General features: G+C 72.1%; 14 protein-coding genes and 3 pseudogenes. 8 read left to right on the forward strand and 9 right to left on the reverse strand.

Annotated elements, in window-relative coordinates; all coding sequences use genetic code 11:
• Positions 1-140 precede the first annotated feature (140 nt).
• The 5 genes and pseudogenes from ACRDSK_RS22390 to ACRDSK_RS22410 all read left to right on the forward strand — a co-directional run.
• A complete protein-coding gene (locus tag ACRDSK_RS22390; protein ID WP_431443192.1) occupies positions 141-1,106 on the forward strand; it encodes a zinc-dependent alcohol dehydrogenase in 966 nt (321 codons plus the stop codon).
• Positions 1,107-1,125: 19 nt separating this feature from the next.
• On the forward strand, positions 1,126-1,524 hold the full coding sequence (locus ACRDSK_RS22395) for a 6-pyruvoyl trahydropterin synthase family protein (protein WP_431443193.1): 399 nt from the start codon (positions 1,126-1,128) through the stop codon (positions 1,522-1,524).
• On the forward strand, positions 1,521-2,600 hold the full coding sequence (locus tag ACRDSK_RS22400) for a glycosyltransferase family 4 protein (RefSeq protein ID WP_431443194.1): 1,080 nt from the start codon (positions 1,521-1,523) through the stop codon (positions 2,598-2,600). Before ACRDSK_RS22395 ends, ACRDSK_RS22400 begins: the two co-directional genes overlap by 4 nt.
• Positions 2,588-3,514 carry a lysylphosphatidylglycerol synthase transmembrane domain-containing protein gene (locus tag ACRDSK_RS22405; protein WP_431443195.1) on the forward strand — a complete coding sequence of 309 codons (927 nt, stop codon included), beginning with the start codon at positions 2,588-2,590 and terminating at the stop codon, positions 3,512-3,514. The genes ACRDSK_RS22400 and ACRDSK_RS22405 overlap by 13 nt, the downstream gene beginning before the upstream one ends.
• 65 nt (positions 3,515-3,579) lie before the next feature.
• Positions 3,580-4,065 (forward strand): annotated as a pseudogene (locus ACRDSK_RS22410) (GTP cyclohydrolase II); the annotation flags it as partial.
• A 59-nt stretch (positions 4,066-4,124) separates the two neighbouring features.
• On the opposite strand, the gene ACRDSK_RS22415 reads toward ACRDSK_RS22410, so the two are convergent.
• A complete protein-coding gene (locus tag ACRDSK_RS22415) occupies positions 4,125-4,850 on the reverse strand; it encodes a creatininase family protein (protein ID WP_431443196.1) in 726 nt (241 codons plus the stop codon).
• 121 nt (positions 4,851-4,971) lie between these two features.
• Between ACRDSK_RS22415 and ACRDSK_RS22420 the strand changes: the two are divergent.
• The 3 genes and pseudogenes from ACRDSK_RS22420 to ACRDSK_RS22430 all read left to right on the forward strand — a co-directional run.
• A pseudogene (locus ACRDSK_RS22420) lies at positions 4,972-5,634 on the forward strand (hypothetical protein); the annotation flags it as partial.
• 133 nt (positions 5,635-5,767) lie between these two features.
• A pseudogene (locus ACRDSK_RS22425) lies at positions 5,768-6,985 on the forward strand (right-handed parallel beta-helix repeat-containing protein); the annotation flags it as partial.
• A gap of 47 nt (positions 6,986-7,032) precedes the next feature.
• Positions 7,033-8,196 (forward strand): VanZ family protein, encoded by a 1,164-nt coding sequence (locus ACRDSK_RS22430; RefSeq protein ID WP_431443197.1) that lies wholly within the window; start codon positions 7,033-7,035, stop codon positions 8,194-8,196.
• Here ACRDSK_RS22430 and ACRDSK_RS22435 read toward each other — a convergent pair.
• From ACRDSK_RS22435 to ACRDSK_RS22470, 8 genes are all read right to left on the reverse strand, one after another.
• Positions 8,193-8,639 carry an SRPBCC family protein gene (locus ACRDSK_RS22435; protein ID WP_431443198.1) on the reverse strand — a complete coding sequence of 149 codons (447 nt, stop codon included), beginning with the start codon at positions 8,637-8,639 and terminating at the stop codon, positions 8,193-8,195. The genes ACRDSK_RS22430 and ACRDSK_RS22435 overlap by 4 nt on opposite strands.
• Before the next feature lie 46 nt (positions 8,640-8,685).
• Entirely contained in the window at positions 8,686-9,480 is a 795-nt protein-coding gene (locus ACRDSK_RS22440; RefSeq protein ID WP_431443199.1) for an MHYT domain-containing protein, read from the reverse strand.
• A 13-nt stretch (positions 9,481-9,493) separates the two neighbouring features.
• Positions 9,494-10,120 carry a GTP-binding protein gene (locus ACRDSK_RS22445; RefSeq protein ID WP_431443200.1) on the reverse strand — a complete coding sequence of 209 codons (627 nt, stop codon included), beginning with the start codon at positions 10,118-10,120 and terminating at the stop codon, positions 9,494-9,496.
• The gene (locus ACRDSK_RS22450; protein ID WP_431443201.1) at positions 10,101-10,469 is read right to left on the reverse strand and encodes a DUF742 domain-containing protein; all 369 of its coding nucleotides are present in this window, start codon (positions 10,467-10,469) and stop codon (positions 10,101-10,103) included. The genes ACRDSK_RS22445 and ACRDSK_RS22450 overlap by 20 nt, the downstream gene beginning before the upstream one ends.
• Positions 10,470-10,480: 11 nt before the next feature.
• Positions 10,481-10,903: a roadblock/LC7 domain-containing protein gene (locus tag ACRDSK_RS22455; RefSeq protein WP_431443202.1), complete on the reverse strand. Its 423-nt coding sequence runs from the start codon at positions 10,901-10,903 to the stop codon at positions 10,481-10,483.
• 94 nt (positions 10,904-10,997) lie between these two features.
• Positions 10,998-13,538, reverse strand: a complete 2,541-nt coding sequence (locus tag ACRDSK_RS22460) for an ATP-binding protein (RefSeq protein ID WP_431443204.1) — start codon at positions 13,536-13,538, stop codon at positions 10,998-11,000.
• A 448-nt stretch (positions 13,539-13,986) separates the two neighbouring features.
• Positions 13,987-15,168: a PucR family transcriptional regulator gene (locus ACRDSK_RS22465; protein WP_431443205.1), complete on the reverse strand. Its 1,182-nt coding sequence runs from the start codon at positions 15,166-15,168 to the stop codon at positions 13,987-13,989.
• 254 nt (positions 15,169-15,422) lie between these two features.
• Positions 15,423-16,487: thiamine pyrophosphate-binding protein (locus ACRDSK_RS22470; RefSeq protein WP_431443206.1), on the reverse strand; the 1,065-nt coding region annotated here is incomplete at its 5' end.

Genomic DNA, 16,487 nt, shown 5'->3' on the forward strand with positions numbered 1-16,487 from the left:
GCCCCGCGGGCCCGGGGCGAGCACGGCCAGCACCGCCGCCTGTGCGGCCAGGCCAGCGGCGACCGCGCGCAGCGGCAGCACGGGCACCTCCGGGAGCAGTTATGGTGATCATGAGCCTAACCGGAGGAGGGCGCCAGGAGATGGAGCGTGCGTTCTGGCTGCGCGCACCCGGGGAGTGCGAGATCCGCCCGGTCGAGCTGGCCGCACCCGGTCCCGACGACGTCGTCGTCCGCACCCTCTACTCCGGGGTGAGCCGCGGCACCGAGGCCCTCGTGTTCCGCGGCGGCGTGCCGGCCAGCCAGCACGCCGCCATGCGTGCACCGTTCCAGGAGGGCGAGTTCCCCGGCCCGGTCAAGTACGGCTACCTCAACGTCGGCGTCGTCGAGCAGGGCCGGCACGCCGGGCGGACCGTGTTCTGCCTCTACCCGCACCAGACCCGCTACGTCGTCCCCGCCTCGGCCGTGACGCCGGTGCCCGACGGAGTGCCGGCGGCGCGGGCGATCCTGGCCGGGACCGTCGAGACCGCGGTCAACGCGGTCTGGGACGCGGCCCCGCACGTCGGCGACCGGATCGCGGTAGTCGGCGCCGGGATGGTCGGGGCCAGCGTCGCGCGGGTACTCGCCGGGTTCCCGGCCACCCGGGTGCAGCTGGTCGACACGGACGAGTCGAAGCGCACGCTCGCCGCCGCCCTGGGCGTCGCCTTCGCCACTCCGGCCGACGCCGAGGGCGAGTGCGACCTGGTCGTGCACGCCAGCGCCACCGACGCCGGCCTCGCCCGCGGTCTCGAGCTCCTCGCCGTCGAGGGCACGGTCGTCGAGCTGAGCTGGTACGGCGACCGGCGGGTGAGCGTGCCGCTGGGTGAGTGGTTCCACTCGCGACGGCTCACGCTGCGGTCGAGCCAGGTGGGGATGGTGTCGCCGGCCCGCGCCGGCCGCAAGGGGTACGCCGACAGGCTCGCCGTGGCCCTCGAACTGCTCGCCGATCCGGCCTTCGATGCGCTCGTGACCAGGGAATGTCTGTTCGATGAACTACCGGTGGTGCTGCCCGGGTTGATCAGCGATGAACCCTCTGCGCTCTGCCTGCGTGTTATGTACGACAACACGTAGTCGACAGCAGGAGGCGCGGGTGTACAGCCTCACCGTCCGCGACCATGTCATGGTCGCGCACAGCTTCAACGGCGAGGTGTTCGGGCCCGCGCAACGGCTGCACGGTGCGACGTTCATCGTGGACGCCACGTTTCATCGTCCCGAGCTGGACGCGGACAACATCGTGGTCGACATCGGCCTCGCCACGCGCGAGCTGCAGGCGATTCTCGGCGACCTGAACTACCGCAACCTCGACGAGGTGCCCGAGTTCGCCGGCATCAACACCTCCACGGAGTTCCTGGCCAAGACCGTCGCCGACCGGCTCGCCGAGCGGATCCACGCCGGCAAGCTCGGCGAGGGAGCCAAGGGGCTGTCCGAGCTCTCGGTCATGCTGCGTGAGTCCCACGTGGCGTGGGCGACCTACAGGCGCGCGCTGTGAGCGCGGCCGGGACGACGTTCGTGCTCCCCGCGGACGTCGACGACGTGACGTTCGCGAGCGGGGGCAACGCCTACGACCGCCGGATGTGCGAGGTCCTTGGCATGCGGGAGGTCGGGGTGTCGGGCCAGTGGCCGACGCCGGACCACGCCGCCAGGAGCAACCTGGCGAGAGAGCTGGGCGAGCTGCCGGACGGGTCCGTCGTTCTGTTGGACGGACTCGTCGCGTGCGGCGTGCCGGAGGTCGTGGTGCCCCACGCCCGCCGGCTGCGCCTCGCGATCCTGCTGCACCTGCCGCTCGCCGACGAGGTCGGGCTGCCCGAGGAGCGGGCGGCCCAGCTCGACAGGCTCGAGCGGGCGACGCTGCACGCCGCGGTGGCCGTGATCGCCACCAGCTACTGGGCGGGGCGCCGGGCGATCGCACACCACGGCCTCGACCCGTCCCGCGTCCACGTGGCGCCACCCGGGACGAGACCCGAGCCGCTGGCCACAGGCACCGACGGCCGGCTGCTCTGCCTCGGTTCGGTCACCCCGCGCAAGGGGCAGGACGTCCTGGTGGAAGCCCTCGCCGGCGTCGCCGACCTCGGCTGGACCTGCAACTGTGTCGGCTCCGTGCGCCGCGACCCGGAGTACGTAACACGGGTGGAGGAGCTGATCGCGCGGCACGGGCTCAGCAACCGCATGTCGCTCACCGGCCCGCTGCCCGACGAGGACCTCGACGCGCTGTTCGGCCGTACCGACCTGTTCGTGCTGCCCTCCCGCGGCGAGACCTTCGGCATGGTGGTGACCGAGGCGCTCGCTCGCGGCATCCCGGTGCTGACCTCCGACGTCGACGCGCTGCCCGACACGCTCGGCCAGGCGCCGGACGGCAGCGTGCCCGGCATGCTGGTGCCGCCCGGCGACCCGGCCGCGCTGTCCGACGCGCTGCGCCGGTACCTGACCGACGCCACGCTGCGCGGCCGGCTCCGCGAGTCGGCTCGCGAGCGGCGGCGCTACCTCGAGGACTGGCCGCAGGCGGCCGCTCGGCTCGCCGCCGTGCTCGACGGCCTGCGAGGCGGTGAGCCGTCATGCGCCGCCTGAACAAGCAGAAGCTGTGGGCCTGGGCGAAGCTCCTGGTCGGGGTGGGCATCGTCGTGGCGCTGATCTGGAAGGTCGGCGCGGACGGTTTCCTCGACGGGTTCCGGGTAATCAACCTCGGTGAGATCGTCGCCGCGCTGGGCATCGGGCTGGTGACCACCGTGCTGAGCGCGTGGCGCTGGTGTCTGGTCGCGCACCGGCTGGGGCTGCGGCTGCCGCTGCGCCGCGCCGTCGCCGACTACTACCGGGCGCTGTTCCTCAACGCCGTGCTTCCCGCGGGCGTGCTCGGCGACGTGCACCGGGCGGTGCAGCACGGCCGCGACGAGGGCAACGTGGGCGCCGGCGTGCGCGCCGTCGTCCTGGAGCGGACCGCCGGGCAGATCGTCGTGGTCATCGCCGGGGTCGTGGTGCTGCTGGCCGGGCCGACCATCGCGCCCGCCCGCGACATCGGGCTGGCCGTGCTGATCGTCGCCTCACTGTTCGTGTTCGGCTACCTGGCGATGCGTCGCTGGACCGGACCCGACTCGCGTTGGCGACGTACGCTCGACGACGTCCGGCACGGGTTGCTCGCCCGCGACGCGTGGCCGGCGGTGGCCGTGCTGTCGGCCGCGGTGCTCGCCGGGCACATCACGCTGTTCATCGTCGCGGCGCGTGCGGCGGGCGCGGACGTGCCGGCCGGCGAGCTCGTCCCGCTGGTGATCGTTTCGCTGCTCGCGATGGGTCTGCCGTTGAACGTAGGAGGGTGGGGACCAAGGGAAGGAGCGACGGTGCTGATGTTCGCGGCCGCCGGTCTCGGCGCCGCTCAGGGACTCACCACTGCCGTGGTGTACGGATTGCTCGGGCTCGTGGCGAGCCTGCCGGGCGCAGTGATGCTCGTTCGCCGCCGACAGGAACGCCGAGGAGTAGTGACCGCATGACCAACGTTGCCGACATCGGACGCGGTGGCGCCGTGGAACGGGTGGTCGAGACCCGTCTGCCCACCATGTACGGCGAGTTTCGCGCCGTGGGCTACCTGGACCGCTGGGGCGGGCACGAGCACGTGGCGCTGGTCCACGGCGACGTCACCACGGCCGACCCGCTCACCCGCGTGCACTCGGAGTGCCTGACCGGGGACGCCTTCGGCTCCTCCCGCTGCGAGTGCGGCGACCAGCTGAGCGCGGCGATGCGGCAGATCGTCGCCGAGGGCGCCGGCGTGCTCATCTACCTGAAGGGCCACGAGGGCCGGGGCATCGGGCTGCTGGCGAAGCTGCAGGCGATGGCGCTGCAGGAGGAGGGCCTGGACACCGTCGAGGCGAACCTGGCGCTCGGCCTGCCGGTCGACGCCCGCGAGTACCACATGGCCGCGGAGATCCTCCACGACCTCGGCGTGCCCGCGGTCCGGCTGCTGTCGAACAACCCGAAGAAGCTGGACTCGTTGCTGCACGACGGGATCCGCGTGTCCGAGCGGGTCCCGCTGCTCGCGACGCCGACCGACGACAACCTGCCCTACCTACGCACCAAGCGCGAGCGGCTGGACCACTACCTGCCTCACCTGGAGGGGCTGCCGAGCGCGTCGACCACGTCGGCGAAGGACTCGACCAGGCTCGCGAGCGCGGCCTTGCCCTTGGCGGCGGAGGCGAGCGAGGGCCGGCCGACCACACCCGACGCGGTGTAGGCGGCCAGCCCGCGGGTCAGCATCCGGTTGCGCTCGTCGGCGAGCTCGTCGTGGTCGGCGTAGTCCGCCCGCACGAGGTCGGGGTGCGCGTGCAGCAGCAGTGAGGTCTCCAGCTCGCCGGCGTGCATGTCGCTGTCCGGGCCGAGCTCGATGCCGCCGGCGGCGCGTGCGGTCAGCCAGTCGGCCTCGGTCGGGAACAGCGCCAGGTGCTCGCCGCGTGCGCTGGCCTCCTGGACCACGTTGCCCAGCACGTAGTTGCCGCCGTGCCCGCTCACGAGCACGAGTTTGTCGATGCCGTTGCGCCGCAACGACTCCGCGACGTCGTTGACCGTCGCATAGAGGGTCGCCGCCGAGATGCTCACCGTGCCGCGCCAGCCGGCGTGCTCGTGCGAGCAGGAGATCGTGACCGGCGGCAGCAGCAGCGCGGGGTGCGCCGCGGCGACCGCGCGGGCGACGGTGACCGCGATGACGGTGTCCGTGGCGAGCGGCAGGATCGCGCCGTGCTGCTCGAAGCTGCCGACCGGCAGCAGGGCGAGGTCGGCGTCGCGCGCCCGCTCCTCGGGTGCCGTGCTCGTGGGGAGGAAGTAGTCGTCGGTCATGCGCCCATCATGGTCGCTCGCAAATTCCTGCTCGAAGCGCGCAAACTCGGGGCAACATCTTGTGGGAATAGCGACCACGGTCCTATCGTCGCCTCACCAGTCCGAGAGAAACGGGTCCGCGATGGCACGGACAGGGCGTTCCCAGAGTCGGTCGCGATGGCTCACCGTGGCGGTGGTGGCCGCCACCGGACTCGGACTGGGCGTGGCCGACGGCACCGCGGCCGCCGACTCCCGCGCGCCCGTGGTCACGCGCGCCGGGCTGGACCCGGCCCTCGTCGCCGGGCGCGGCGCGGACGTCGCCTTCCTCGAGCAGGAGGCGGAACACGCCGCGACCACCGGCACGGTCATCGGCCCGGACCGGACGGCGTACACGCTGCCGGCGGAGGCGTCCGGGCGCACCGCGGTCCGGCTCGCGCCGCGCCAGCACGTCGAGTTCACGCTGCCGGCCGCGGCGAACGCGATCACCGTGCGGTACAGCATCCCGGACGCGCCGGGCGGCGGCGGCATCACCGCCCCGCTGGACGTGACCGTGAACGGCGGCCACCGCCGGAGCATGACCCTGACCTCGCGGTACGCCTGGCTGTACAACCAGTACCCGTTCACCAACGACCCGAACGCCGACCTGCTGCACCCGGACTGGTGGCTCACCGAGTGCTCGTGCGTGCCCGCCGAGACGAACCCGCCGCCGGCCATCCGGAAACCGTTCCGTCCCAGCCACTTCTACGACGAGCAGCGCCTGCTGCTGGGCCGGACCTACCGCGCGGGTGACACCGTGCGGCTCACCATGCCCACCGGCAGCCGTGCCGAGTGGACGGTCATCGACCTGCTCGACTCCGAGCTCGTCGACCGCCCGCACGTGAACCCGCGCGCGCTGAACGTCCTGCTCCTCGGCGCCGACCCGACCAGGGCGACGCGACTCCGCGCGGGCCTTCGAGCACGCGATCGGCCTCGCGCGGTTCCTCGACCTTCCGGTGTACGTGCCGCCCGGCACGTACCAGGTGAACCGCCACATCGTCGTCGACGACGTGACCATCGAGGGCGCCGGCAACTGGCACACGATCATCAAGGGTCGCGAGGTGGCACTCGACCCGCCGGCCCCGGACGGGTCGGCGCACACCGGCGTCGGCTTCTACGGCAAGGACGCGACGGCCGGCGGCAGCCGTGGCGTGCACCTGTCCGGCTTCGCGATCGAGGGCGACGTCCGCGAACGAATCGACACCGACCAGGTCAACGGCATCGGCGGGGCGATGAGCGACTCGACGATCACCGACCTCCACATCCACCACACGAAGGTGGGCCTGTGGTTCGACGGCCCGATGTCGAACACCACCGTCCGCGACAACATCGTCGTCGACCAGGTCGCCGACGCGCTGAACTTCCACATCGGAGTCACGAACTCGGTGGTGCGGAACAACTTCGTGCGCAACACCGGCGACGACGGGCTCGCGATGTGGGCGGAGCACGCGCAGAACGCGAACAACACCTTCGACCACAACACCGTGCAGACCCCGGTGCTCGCGAACGGCATCGCGCTCTACGGCGGCACGGACGACACCGTGTCGAACAACCTGGTCGCCGACCCGGTCCGGGAGGGGAGCGGCATCCAGCTCGGCTCCCGCTTCGGCGCGCAGCCGTTCACCGGGCACGTGTGGCTCACGAACAACACCGTGGTCCGCGCCGGCACCTACGAGCTGAACTGGAACATCGGGCTGGGCGCGATCTGGATCTACGCGCTCGAGCGCGACATCGAGGCGGACATCGAGGTCGTGGGCGACCACTACCTCGACAACACCTACAACGCGATCATGCTCGTCACCGAGTTCGCGGTGAAGGACGAGTACGCGGTGCCGAACGTGCACTTCAGAGACATCCGGGTGGACGGCACGGGCACGTCGGTGCTCAGCGCCCGCACCGCCGGGGCCGCGTCGTTCGAGAACGTGGACGCGCGCAACGTCGGCGCGGTGGGGGTCAACAACTGCGGGTCGTTCCACTTCACACCGGCCGGCTCGGAGTTCGGGCTGACCGACCGGGGCGGCAACGACGGCGGCTGGCTCGCCCCGTGGATGCTGCCGAACACGATCACCTGCGACGACCGCCCGCCGGTCGTGCCGCCGCCACCGCCCACCGGGTGGTGAACCCAGCCGGAGGCTTGAAAATCTCGGCGTCGGGGTACTAGGTCGCCGTGTTCGACACCTACCTGCTGCCGGTCACCACGGCGATCTCGATCTTCCCCGTCATCGTGTTGATCGTGCTGCTGCCGGTAGCGGTGGTCAGCTACCGTCGCCGCGGCCGCGCGGGTGGGTGGACGACGCTGGTCGTCTACGGGTTCCTGTTCTACCTGCTGGCCGCGGTCATGCAGACGGTCATCCCGCTGCCGAGCGATCCCGGCGAGTACTGCGCCACGCAGAACTACGCGAGCACCCCGCAGCTGCGGCCGTTCTACTTCGTCCAGGTGCTCCAGGAGCGGGCGCGGGGCGACTGGAGCCTCGCCTCGGTCGTGTCCTACGGCGTGGTGTGGAGCACCGCGCTCAACCTGGCGGTGCTGGCGCCGCTCGGCTTCTTCCTTCGCTACCTGGTCGGCATGCGGTTCCTGCCGGCGGCCGGGCTCGCGTTCGGCGTGTCGCTGCTGTTCGAGCTCACCCAGCTGACCGGGCTGTGGTTCGTCTACCCGTGCGCGTACCGGCTGTTCAGCGTGGACGACCTGATGCTCAACACGGTGGGTGCGGTGGTGGGCTGGCTGCTCGCCGGCCCGCTCGGCCGGTTGCTGCCCGCGGTCGAGCCGGAGCGCGAGCGGCGCCGCTACGCGACGCGGGTGACGGTGAGCCGGCGGCTGTTCGCGCTGCTGGCGGACGTTGTCGGGTTCGTCGTGCTGACCGGTCTCGTGGTCGGCCTGATCGTCCTGTTCGGCGGCCCGACCGGTGGCCAGGCCAGCGATCGTGGCCCGATCGTCGCCGTACTCGCGGGAGTGTGGTTCCTGCTCGTGCCGGTGCTCACCGGCTCGACGGTCGGCAAGCGGGCGATGCTGCTTCGGGTGGAGCGGACGGGCGGGCGGCGCGCGGGGCCGGTGTCGCTGTTGGTCCGCCAGGGCGTCCTGCTCTCGCCGCTGTGGCTGCTGTGGCTCGCGCTGTCGGTCGACCACTGGGACGTGCTGGCAAACCCGGAGCAGCTGCTGATCCCGGCCGGCTTGCTGGTTTCGCTGTTCGTGGTCGGCATCTGGACGCCGCTGGCCGTCTTCTTCGGCGACGAGGCGGCCCCGCACGAACGCCTGTCCCGCACCCACAACGTGGCGATCATGTCCGTGCCGCCGCGGACCCGGCGGACCGCGACCGCGAAACTGTCCGCTTAGGACGCTTCGACCGCCTTCTTGATGCGGTCGGCGAAGTTCGGGGCGTCCTTGCGGGCGGCGCCGAGCGCGAAGCCGGCGATGAGCTTGCCCAGCCCGTGTCCTTCCAGGACGTTGTAGACACGCAGCCGGGTCCTGTCGCCGGCTACGGCCTCGAAGTCGTAGCCGCCCTCCACGGCGGTCACCAGGTTCTTGGACTGCTCCGCCCAGCGGATCTTCTGGTCCGGCACGAACTCGGTGATCCGGAACTCGCGCCGGGTGGTCAGGCCCGCGTCCTTGACGGTGCTCTTGTAGACGGTGCCCACGGAGGTCGGGCCGTCGCCCGTCTTCTCGATCCGCTGCACTCGGGGGCTGAACTTCGGGTCGTTGCGGCCGTCGGCGAGGAAGGCGAACACCTCCGCGACGGGGCGGTCGATCTCGACGGTGGCCTCGAACTGACCGGCCATGTGCCACTCCTCGGGTCGTGCGATCGGGTCACGATCATCCCGCGGTTCAGCCGGGGGAGCCAACCGGCTCGCCGAGGGCCGGCTCCTCCTCGACCGGCTCGGGTTCGTCGGGCTCCACCGGGGCGGCCATCAGCACCGCGGTGATCGTCCCGGCCAGCGCCACCGCCGCCACCACGAAGACCGGCAGCAGGAAGGTGAACACCTCGACGCCTTCCGGCGAGGGCGCGTTCGGGTCCAGGTTCGCCCGGACCGCGGCCATCCCGGTGTAGTGCATCCCGGTGACCGCGATGCCCATGACGAGGCCGGCGAGCACCCGCAGCGGCAGCCGGTCGGTCGCCACGGTGAACCACAGCGCGGCGGTCGCGGCCAGCACCGCGATCGCGACCGACAGCACCACCAGGCCGAAGTCGTAGGAGATGCTGCCCTTGACGTTGAGCGCCCACATGCCGGTGTAGTGCATCAGCGCCACGGCGAGCCCGGTGATGGTGCCGCCGACCAGCAGCCGCCACAACGAGTACCTTCGGCGGGCGCCGAACACGAGCAGTCCGACGAACACGGCGCCGACCGCGAGCACCGCCGAGATCGCGGTGCGCCCGACGTCGTAGCGCACCGGCAGGCCGGGAGTGGTGAAGCCCAGCATCGCGATGAAGTGCATGAGCCAGATGCCGACCCCGCCGATCGCCACGGCGGCCAGCGCCAGCCAACCCAGCCGCGCGGCCTCGCTGCGCGCGTAGCGGGCCAGCGGCGTGCACGCCAGGCCGACGGTGGAGCCGACCACGGACGTGGCGTAGGCGAAGAACATCAGCCAGGTGCCGAGGTCGAAGTGATGGACATGGTTCATGCGGTGGGGCTCCTCAGCGCACGCCGCGGACCCGGACGGGTCGCTTGGGCAACGGGGCCGGCTCGGGTGCCAGCTTGGACAGCGCGTGCTCGCTCGCCGCGATGAGGACCTCCTTGGTGGAGTCGCGGGAGCGTGCGTCGCAGTTCATGATCATGACGTCCGCGGGCAGCGAGAGCGCCTCGCGGATCTGGTCGAGGGTGTACCGGCGGGCGCCGTCGAACTGGTTGACCGCCACGATGAACGGCAGCCCGCGCTCCTCGAAGTAGTCGATGGAGGCGAAGCCGTCGGCGAGCCGGCGGGTGTCCACGAGCACGACCGCCACGATCGCGCCGTGCACGATGTCGTCCCACATGAACCAGAAGCGGTGCTGGCCGGGCGTGCCGAAGACGTAGAGGACGAGGTCGTCGGCGAGCGTGATGCGGCCGAAGTCCATCGCCACCGTCGTGGAGAGCTTGCTCGACGACGCCGAGACCTCGTCGATGCCGACACCGGCGCTCGTCATCAGCGCCTCGGTGCGCACCGGTGCGATCTCCGACATCGCCCCGACGAAGGTCGTCTTGCCGACGCCGAACCCGCCGGCCACGACGATCTTCGCCGAGGTTATCCGTTTCCTCGGCGGGTTATTGAGCACGTAGTCCACTGAGCACCCTCTCGATCAGTTGGCGTCGCTCGTCGGTGCCGGCGTCGTCGGACAACGTCGCCTCGACCACCACCAGCCCCTCCTCGAGCAGGTCCCCGACCAGGACCCTCGCCACCCCCAGCGGCACCGAAAGGTGTGCCGCGATCTCCGCGACCGAGCTCGGCCGCGCGCACAGCTCCGTCACCGTCCACATCGCATCGGTCAGCCGCCGCGGCAGCCGCCGCCCGCGCGGGGTCGTTCGCACCCGCGCCTCGACAGCGAGCTCGACGGTCGGCTGCGTCCGGCCCTCTGTCCACGAGTACGGGCGAGCCAGCGCCGCGAGGTCGCCGTCGTCCGTTTCCTCGGTCACCGCGTTCTCTTTCAGCGCAGTTCCCCGGCCCCGCGGACCGGGGTGTCGACCATCCGCCCGACGCGGTCGACGAGCAGCGTCATCTCGTAGCCGACCAGGCCGATGTCGCACCCGGCGGCGGCCAGCACCGCGAGGTGCGAGCCGTCGCCGATGCTCATCAGCAGCAGGAAGCCGCCTTCCATCTCGATCACCGACTGCACGACGCGGCCCGCGGTGAACAGCTGCGCGGCACCGACCGTGAGGCTGGTGAGGCCGGCGGTCAGTGCGGACATCTGGTCGGCCCGGTCGCGCGGCAGGCCGTCGCTCGCCGCGACGAGCAGGCCGTCGGCGGAGACCAGGACGGCGTGCGTAACCCCGGGCACGTCCTGGGTGAAGGCCGAGACGAGCCAACCCAGCGTCGGCTCGGCCGCGGTGGTGGTGCTCTCGGTTGTCATTGATCCCTCCCTCGGATCTGAGCGGGCGGGTCTCCCAGCCCTCCGCCCGCTCCTGTCGACAGGTTCGTCGGCGCCGCGCTCCCGTGCGGCCATGTCAGCTCTTCGCCTCCGGTGCGGACTCGGAATCGGACTCCTCTCGAGCGCGGCGCGCCGCCTGCATACCGCTGTAGTGCCTGGACAGGTTGCTGCGGATCGTGTCCGGATCGCGGAAGGCCGCGCTCGGCTTGCGGGTCGGCCCCGAGGTCGACCCGCTGGCCGGCTTGGACTTCTTGGCGCGCGAGCCGCCGCCCGGCGTGCGTACCGGCAGCCCCGCCGCCGTCACGCGGATGGTCGGCGAGTCGTCGTTCGACGTGCCGTCCGCGTCCGGCTTCGCGGCCTTGGTGCTCTTCGTGCTCGCGGGCGTGCTCTCGTCCTCGGCCGGCTCCCGCGGGGCCGGCGTCGGGGGCGTGGCCGGCGTGAGCCAGCCGCGAGTGCTCTTCTCGGTGGCGTTCCCGTTTCGGGGGACGTCCTCGACCGGCACCTGCGGGGTGAACCAGTCGAGCTGGTTGCCGTTGCTGAACGGGATCAGCGGCAACGCCGGCACCGGTGGCACGGTCGGCGGCCCGCCGGCGAACACCGGGACCGGGCTCTCCTCGACGTCGGCGGGCTCGTCGGAGGCCGGTACGGCGGGCAGCGGTGCGGTCGGCGGTGCTGTCGACACTGGCGCGGCGGTCGGCTCGGCCGCCGCCGGCGCGATGGTCTCCGGTGCGCCGGCGGAGAGCACGAGCGTGCCCGGTACGTGCACGCTGGCGGTGAGGCCGGCCTGCTTCGCCCGTTCGTAGGTCGGGCGCAGCCGGACCGTCAGGCCGTGTCGGGCGGCGAGCAGGCTGACCACGAACAGGCCCATCCGCCGAGTGGTCTCCGGGCCGATGGCGTCCGCGGCGGCGAGCCGGCGGTTGGCCTCCTCGAGATCCTCCGCGGCCATCCCGAGCCCGGTGTCGATCACCTCGAAGAGCAGGCCGCCGTCGGTGCCGCGGTCGGCGGTGAGCACGACCTTGCGGTCCGGCGGGGAGAACCGGGTCGCGTTCTCCAACAGCTCGGCCAGGATGTGCACCACGTCGGTCGCGGCGGTGACCCGCACCAAGGCGTTCGGTGCGTGCCCGAGGCTGACCCGCCGGTAGTCCTTGACCTCCGACGTCGCCGCGCGCAGCAGCTCGACGACGTCGACCGGCCGGTTCCCGCGCTTGGGCGGCGCGCCGCCCGCGAGCACCTGGAGGTTCTCGCCGTTGCGGCGCAGCCGGGTGGCGAGGTGGTCGAGCCGGAAGAGCCCCTCGAGCCGGCGCGGGTCGTGCTCGTCGGCCTCCAGGCCCTCGATCACGCCCAGCTGCAGCTCGACGAGCGACTGGCTGCGCCGAGACAGCGTCATGAACATCTCGCTGACCTGGTGGCGCAGCTCGGCCTGCTCACCGGCGAGCCGCACGGCCTGCTGGTGCATGTCGTCGAACGCGCGGGCGAGCTGGCCGATCTCCTCGTCGGTGCGGACCGCGACCGGCTCGACGGCCCGCCAGTCGACGTGCTCGCCGGAGCGCACCCGCTCCACGGTCTTCGGCAGTTTGTCGTGCGCGACGGACAGTGCGGCCGCGCGCAGCCGGCGCACCGGCACCAGCAGCGTGCGGGCCACGGTCAGCGCGATCGCCAGCGCGGCGAGCAGCGCGCCGAGCACGATCGCGGCGTCGCGCAGGGCGTCGGAGCGAGCGACGTTGGTGCGAGTGGACACGGTGTCGACGAGCTCGGTGAACTTGTCGTCGATCAGCCGGCGCAGCTCGGTCTGCTCGGCCTGCAGTTCCGGCAGCAGCAGCTGCAGGTCCGCGGTCCGGTTCTTGGCCACGGCCTCCTGGATCTCGTCGCGCCGCTCGGACCAGGTGCTGGTGGCGGCGACGAACTCGGGGAGCTCGGCGGCCGGGAGGTCGAGCGCGAGCTGCTGGCCGAGCACCGCCTCCTCGGCGGCGGCGTGCTGGATCGAGGCGGCGACGTCGTTGCTGACCGCGGCGCCGTTGCCGGAGGCGATCAACGCCTCCTCGCTCGCGAGCGAGGCGCGCAGCTGCAGCATCGACAACACCGTCGACGCGAGGTCGTCGAGATCCTCGGCCCGGGTGATGGACACGACGCGCGGTACGAGCTCGCCGAGCTCGCCGATCACCGCGCGGTAGGCGAACGCCTCGGTGACCGGGTCGGTCTCGTTCTCCGCCGCCTGCTCGCGGGCCGCGGCGAGGTCGCTGAGCGCGTCGCCCAGCTTGCGGCTCACGTCGGCGGGCAGCTGGGCGAAGTCGGCGGCGTTGCGGACGACGGCGACCTGCCGGTCCACGGCCTCCTCTTGAATCGGCAGCTCGGCCGGGTTCGGCGGCACGGCGGCGACCATCTCCTTGGCCGCCAGGTCCGCGAGCGTCACCGCCTCGCCGAGCACGGCGAACTGGTCGCGGACGGTGCTCAGGCCGTTGGCGTCGTCGAGCTGGAGCTGCAGGCGCAGGCCGCCGAGAGCCAGCGCGACGACCGCCGGCACGACGAGTACCACCGCGACCTTCGTACGCAGGCTCCAGCTGTTGAGTCGCCACCTGGTGGCGTCCTGCTGACCTGACTCCGGCACCACATGTCCCATCTGACCGTCGGCTGCGCAGCCGGTGCCCCCTGCAGGTCTGGCGGGTAGCCAGAAGCCCTGCGAAATTGGACGCACTGGCGACTTCGGCGATGCAAGCCGAACGGTTCGGGAAAGTCAAGGCTATGTCCTGTGTGGCGCCGCGTTGATGGTCAACAAAGGACTTTGGTCCCTTAATGCGTTACTCCATTCGCAGTATCGTTCGAGAGCTGCCGTCGATCGTGGTCGCGATCCGTGCCGGCTCGGTGTCTCTCCAGGTGAGTAGACACTTCCGGTCGTCGCAGCGTGGCGTCGCCGCGCGTGACCAACCGGCCACGCGCAGGGTTCGAAAGTAACTTTCTGACGGGTCGGAACGATGGAGGAATCGCGGACGAACCAGGCGCGCATCGAATTCGTTTATCGGCCCGCCGGGAATTGTTTGACACATTCTCGGCGTTCGTTTCGCTAGGTGCTACTTGCGTTGCGCATGGGTTCCCTCGGGCAGGTCCAGGGCCAGCAGCGCGTAGGAGACGGTCAGCGCGTTCTCGAAGTCCTCGAGCGAGCGGCCGAGCAGGCTCTCCACCTTGCTCATCCGGTTGATCACCGTGTTGCGGTGGCAGTACAGCCGCTCTGCCGCGGCGGCCGGCGACCGGTTGGACCGCAGCCATGCCGACAGCGTGGCGAGGAGCTGCTGGCGCTCGCCGTCGGGCAACCGCAGCAGCGGGCCGAGCACGACCTCGACGAGCCGGTCGACGAGGTCCGGGGAGCGGACGAGGAGCGCGGCGGGCAGCCGGTCGTCCAGTCGCGCGGTGGTCGCGATGCCGGCCGGGAGCGTGCGCAGCGCGAGCACCGCCAGCTCGTGGGCCGTGCCGACCTCACCGAGCCCGTGCACGCGCGGGCTGACCCCGACCCGGTCGCGGACGGCCGTGCGCAGCAGGTCGAGCACCCGGTCCGCGTCGTAGCGGTCGAGCGCGACCAGCCCGACGGTGTGCCGTGCGTGCGGCTGCCAGATCGAGCGAACGCCGTGCACCGCGAGGTGATCTTCGGCGCTGGTGTCCTGCCGCAGGTCCGCGGCCAGCACGAGGAAGTCGACGTCGGCCGGCAGGTCGAGCTCCGCGGCGGCCTCCGCGGCGAAGGCGGCGTCGCGGCCGCGGCCGCGCAGCAGGTCGGTGAACAGCGTGAGCCGCCGGTGCTCGTCGAGCCGGCGCAGGCGCAGCTCGGTGCGGCGGTAGGCGCCGGCCACCGCGGAGGACACCTCGTCGACGACGGTCCAGACCGCGGCGGCGACGTCGACCATGTCGTCCCAGCCGATCGAGCCGTCCTCCCTGGCGACCCGGGCGAGTGCGTGCCACACCACCCGGCCACCGATGCGGAACGAGCGCAGCACGGCCTCCAGCGGCGCGCGCCGCTCGGCCCGCCGGGTGCCGGTGAGCGCGGCCGCGTCCACCGGGTCGACGCCGGGCGGCACCATGTCGCCGAGCAGCTGCAGCACCCGCTCGAGGTTGTCCCGGCACGACCGGCGCAGCTCGTCGAGCGGGACCAGCTCCGCGTCGACGTAGCCGGCGTTCTCCCGGAGTATCTCGAGGACCAGCTCGTCGGTGAGCTCGTCCAGTCGCAGGATCACGAGCTGGGTCAACCGCCGGGTCAGCTCCATGGTCGCCTCCACGCGCGGGGCCGCGCTGTCCACTGACGACCTAACGACACCGCGTCGTGCCCGGTCACGACGGTATGCCCGATTTTCTCGCTGACGCGGAAATCCGGCCGGCGCGCGGCCACGGAGCGCGATCAGCGGCGGTCGTAGGCGGCCGCCGCCTCGGCCTCCGCGCGTCCGACGCACACGATCACGTGCGTGTCGCCGTGCTGCATCGCGTAGCCGCGGAGGTCGGCCAGGGTGAGCACGGCCGGGGGCTAGCGGAACGCCTCGGCGAGCCACCAGGAGCCGCCGTCGCTGGTGATCTTCGCGTCGACCAGCAGTGGACGGTCGCGCGGGCCGTCGAGCCAGGCGGTCACGCCGTCGAGGTCGGCTGCGCCGCGGACGGTGAGTGCGGCACAGCCGAAGCCGGCGCCGATGGCGGCGATGTCGGTCTCCGGGAAGCGGACCGTGCCGTGGTCCTGGCCGGTGAAGTGGTGCACCTCGGCGCCGTAGGCCTCGTCGTTGTAGACCACGACGAGCAGCGGCAGGCCAAGTCGCACGGCGGTGTCCAGCTCCGCGATGCTCATCAGACAGCCGCCGTCGCCGAGTGCCGCGACCGGCAGCCGGTCGGGCCGGGCGAGCGCGGCGCCGATGGCGGTGGCGAGGCCGAGCCCGATCGACTGGAAGCCCTGGGTGAGGCAGTACCCGTACTCGTCGGGGACGGCGAGGTAGGCGCTCGGGTAGCCCATGAAGTTGCCGGAGTCGACGGCGACGAGCCGCTGCGCGGGCAGCAGCTCGTCGAGCCGGCTGCTGAGCGTACGCGGGTCGATCCTGTCCACTGTGGACTCATCGGTGACCGGGACGTCCCGCCAGCGGCCGTGCGCCGCGATCCGCGTGCGCACCTCCGGCGTGCGGTAGCCGTCCTGAGTGGACTCCAGAGCGGCGAGTGTGTCTCGTGCGGTGTGTCCGGCGTCGCCGAGCACGCCGAGATCCACCGGCCGGTGTCCGCCCAGTGCTGCGGGGTCCGTGTCGACCTGGCCGACCGTCGCGTCGGGACCGATCAGCCGGCCGTGCCGGGTGGTCCAGTCGTTCAGCGCGCATCCCCACCCGACGACGAGGTCGGCCGCGCCGATCAGCTCAGCGGCGAGGGGCGAGGCGAAGCCGCCCGAGATGCCGAGCGACCACTCGTCGCCCGCGAAGAGCCCGTTGGCGACGGCGGAGGTGGCGAGCAGCGCGCCGGAGGCCTCGGCGAGTGCCCGCAGCGGTGGGCCGGCGCCGCGGGCGCCGCGACCGGCGACGAACACCGGCCGGCGGGCCGCGCGGATGACGCGGGCCAGCTC

It is taken from the genome of Actinophytocola sp. (assembly GCF_050699915.1).
Classification (GTDB): Bacteria; Actinomycetota; Actinomycetes; order Mycobacteriales; family Pseudonocardiaceae; genus Actinophytocola.

What these genes read in the sequence shown, in the direction of transcription:
- ACRDSK_RS22465 (WP_431443205.1), bottom strand. Translation starts at nt 15,168, where the DNA reads ATGGAGCTGACCCGGCGGTTGACCCAGCTCGTGATCCTGCGACTGGAC.
- ACRDSK_RS22460 (WP_431443204.1), bottom strand. Translation starts at nt 13,538, where the DNA reads ATGGGACATGTGGTGCCGGAGTCAGGTCAGCAGGACGCCACCAGGTGG.
- ACRDSK_RS22415 (WP_431443196.1), bottom strand. Translation starts at nt 4,850, where the DNA reads ATGACCGACGACTACTTCCTCCCCACGAGCACGGCACCCGAGGAGCGG.
- ACRDSK_RS22440 (WP_431443199.1), bottom strand. Translation starts at nt 9,480, where the DNA reads ATGAACCATGTCCATCACTTCGACCTCGGCACCTGGCTGATGTTCTTC.
- ACRDSK_RS22390 (WP_431443192.1), top strand. Translation starts at nt 141, where the DNA reads ATGGAGCGTGCGTTCTGGCTGCGCGCACCCGGGGAGTGCGAGATCCGC.
- ACRDSK_RS22455 (WP_431443202.1), bottom strand. Translation starts at nt 10,903, where the DNA reads ATGACAACCGAGAGCACCACCACCGCGGCCGAGCCGACGCTGGGTTGG.
- ACRDSK_RS22435 (WP_431443198.1), bottom strand. Translation starts at nt 8,639, where the DNA reads ATGGCCGGTCAGTTCGAGGCCACCGTCGAGATCGACCGCCCCGTCGCG.
- ACRDSK_RS22405 (WP_431443195.1), top strand. Translation starts at nt 2,588, where the DNA reads ATGCGCCGCCTGAACAAGCAGAAGCTGTGGGCCTGGGCGAAGCTCCTG.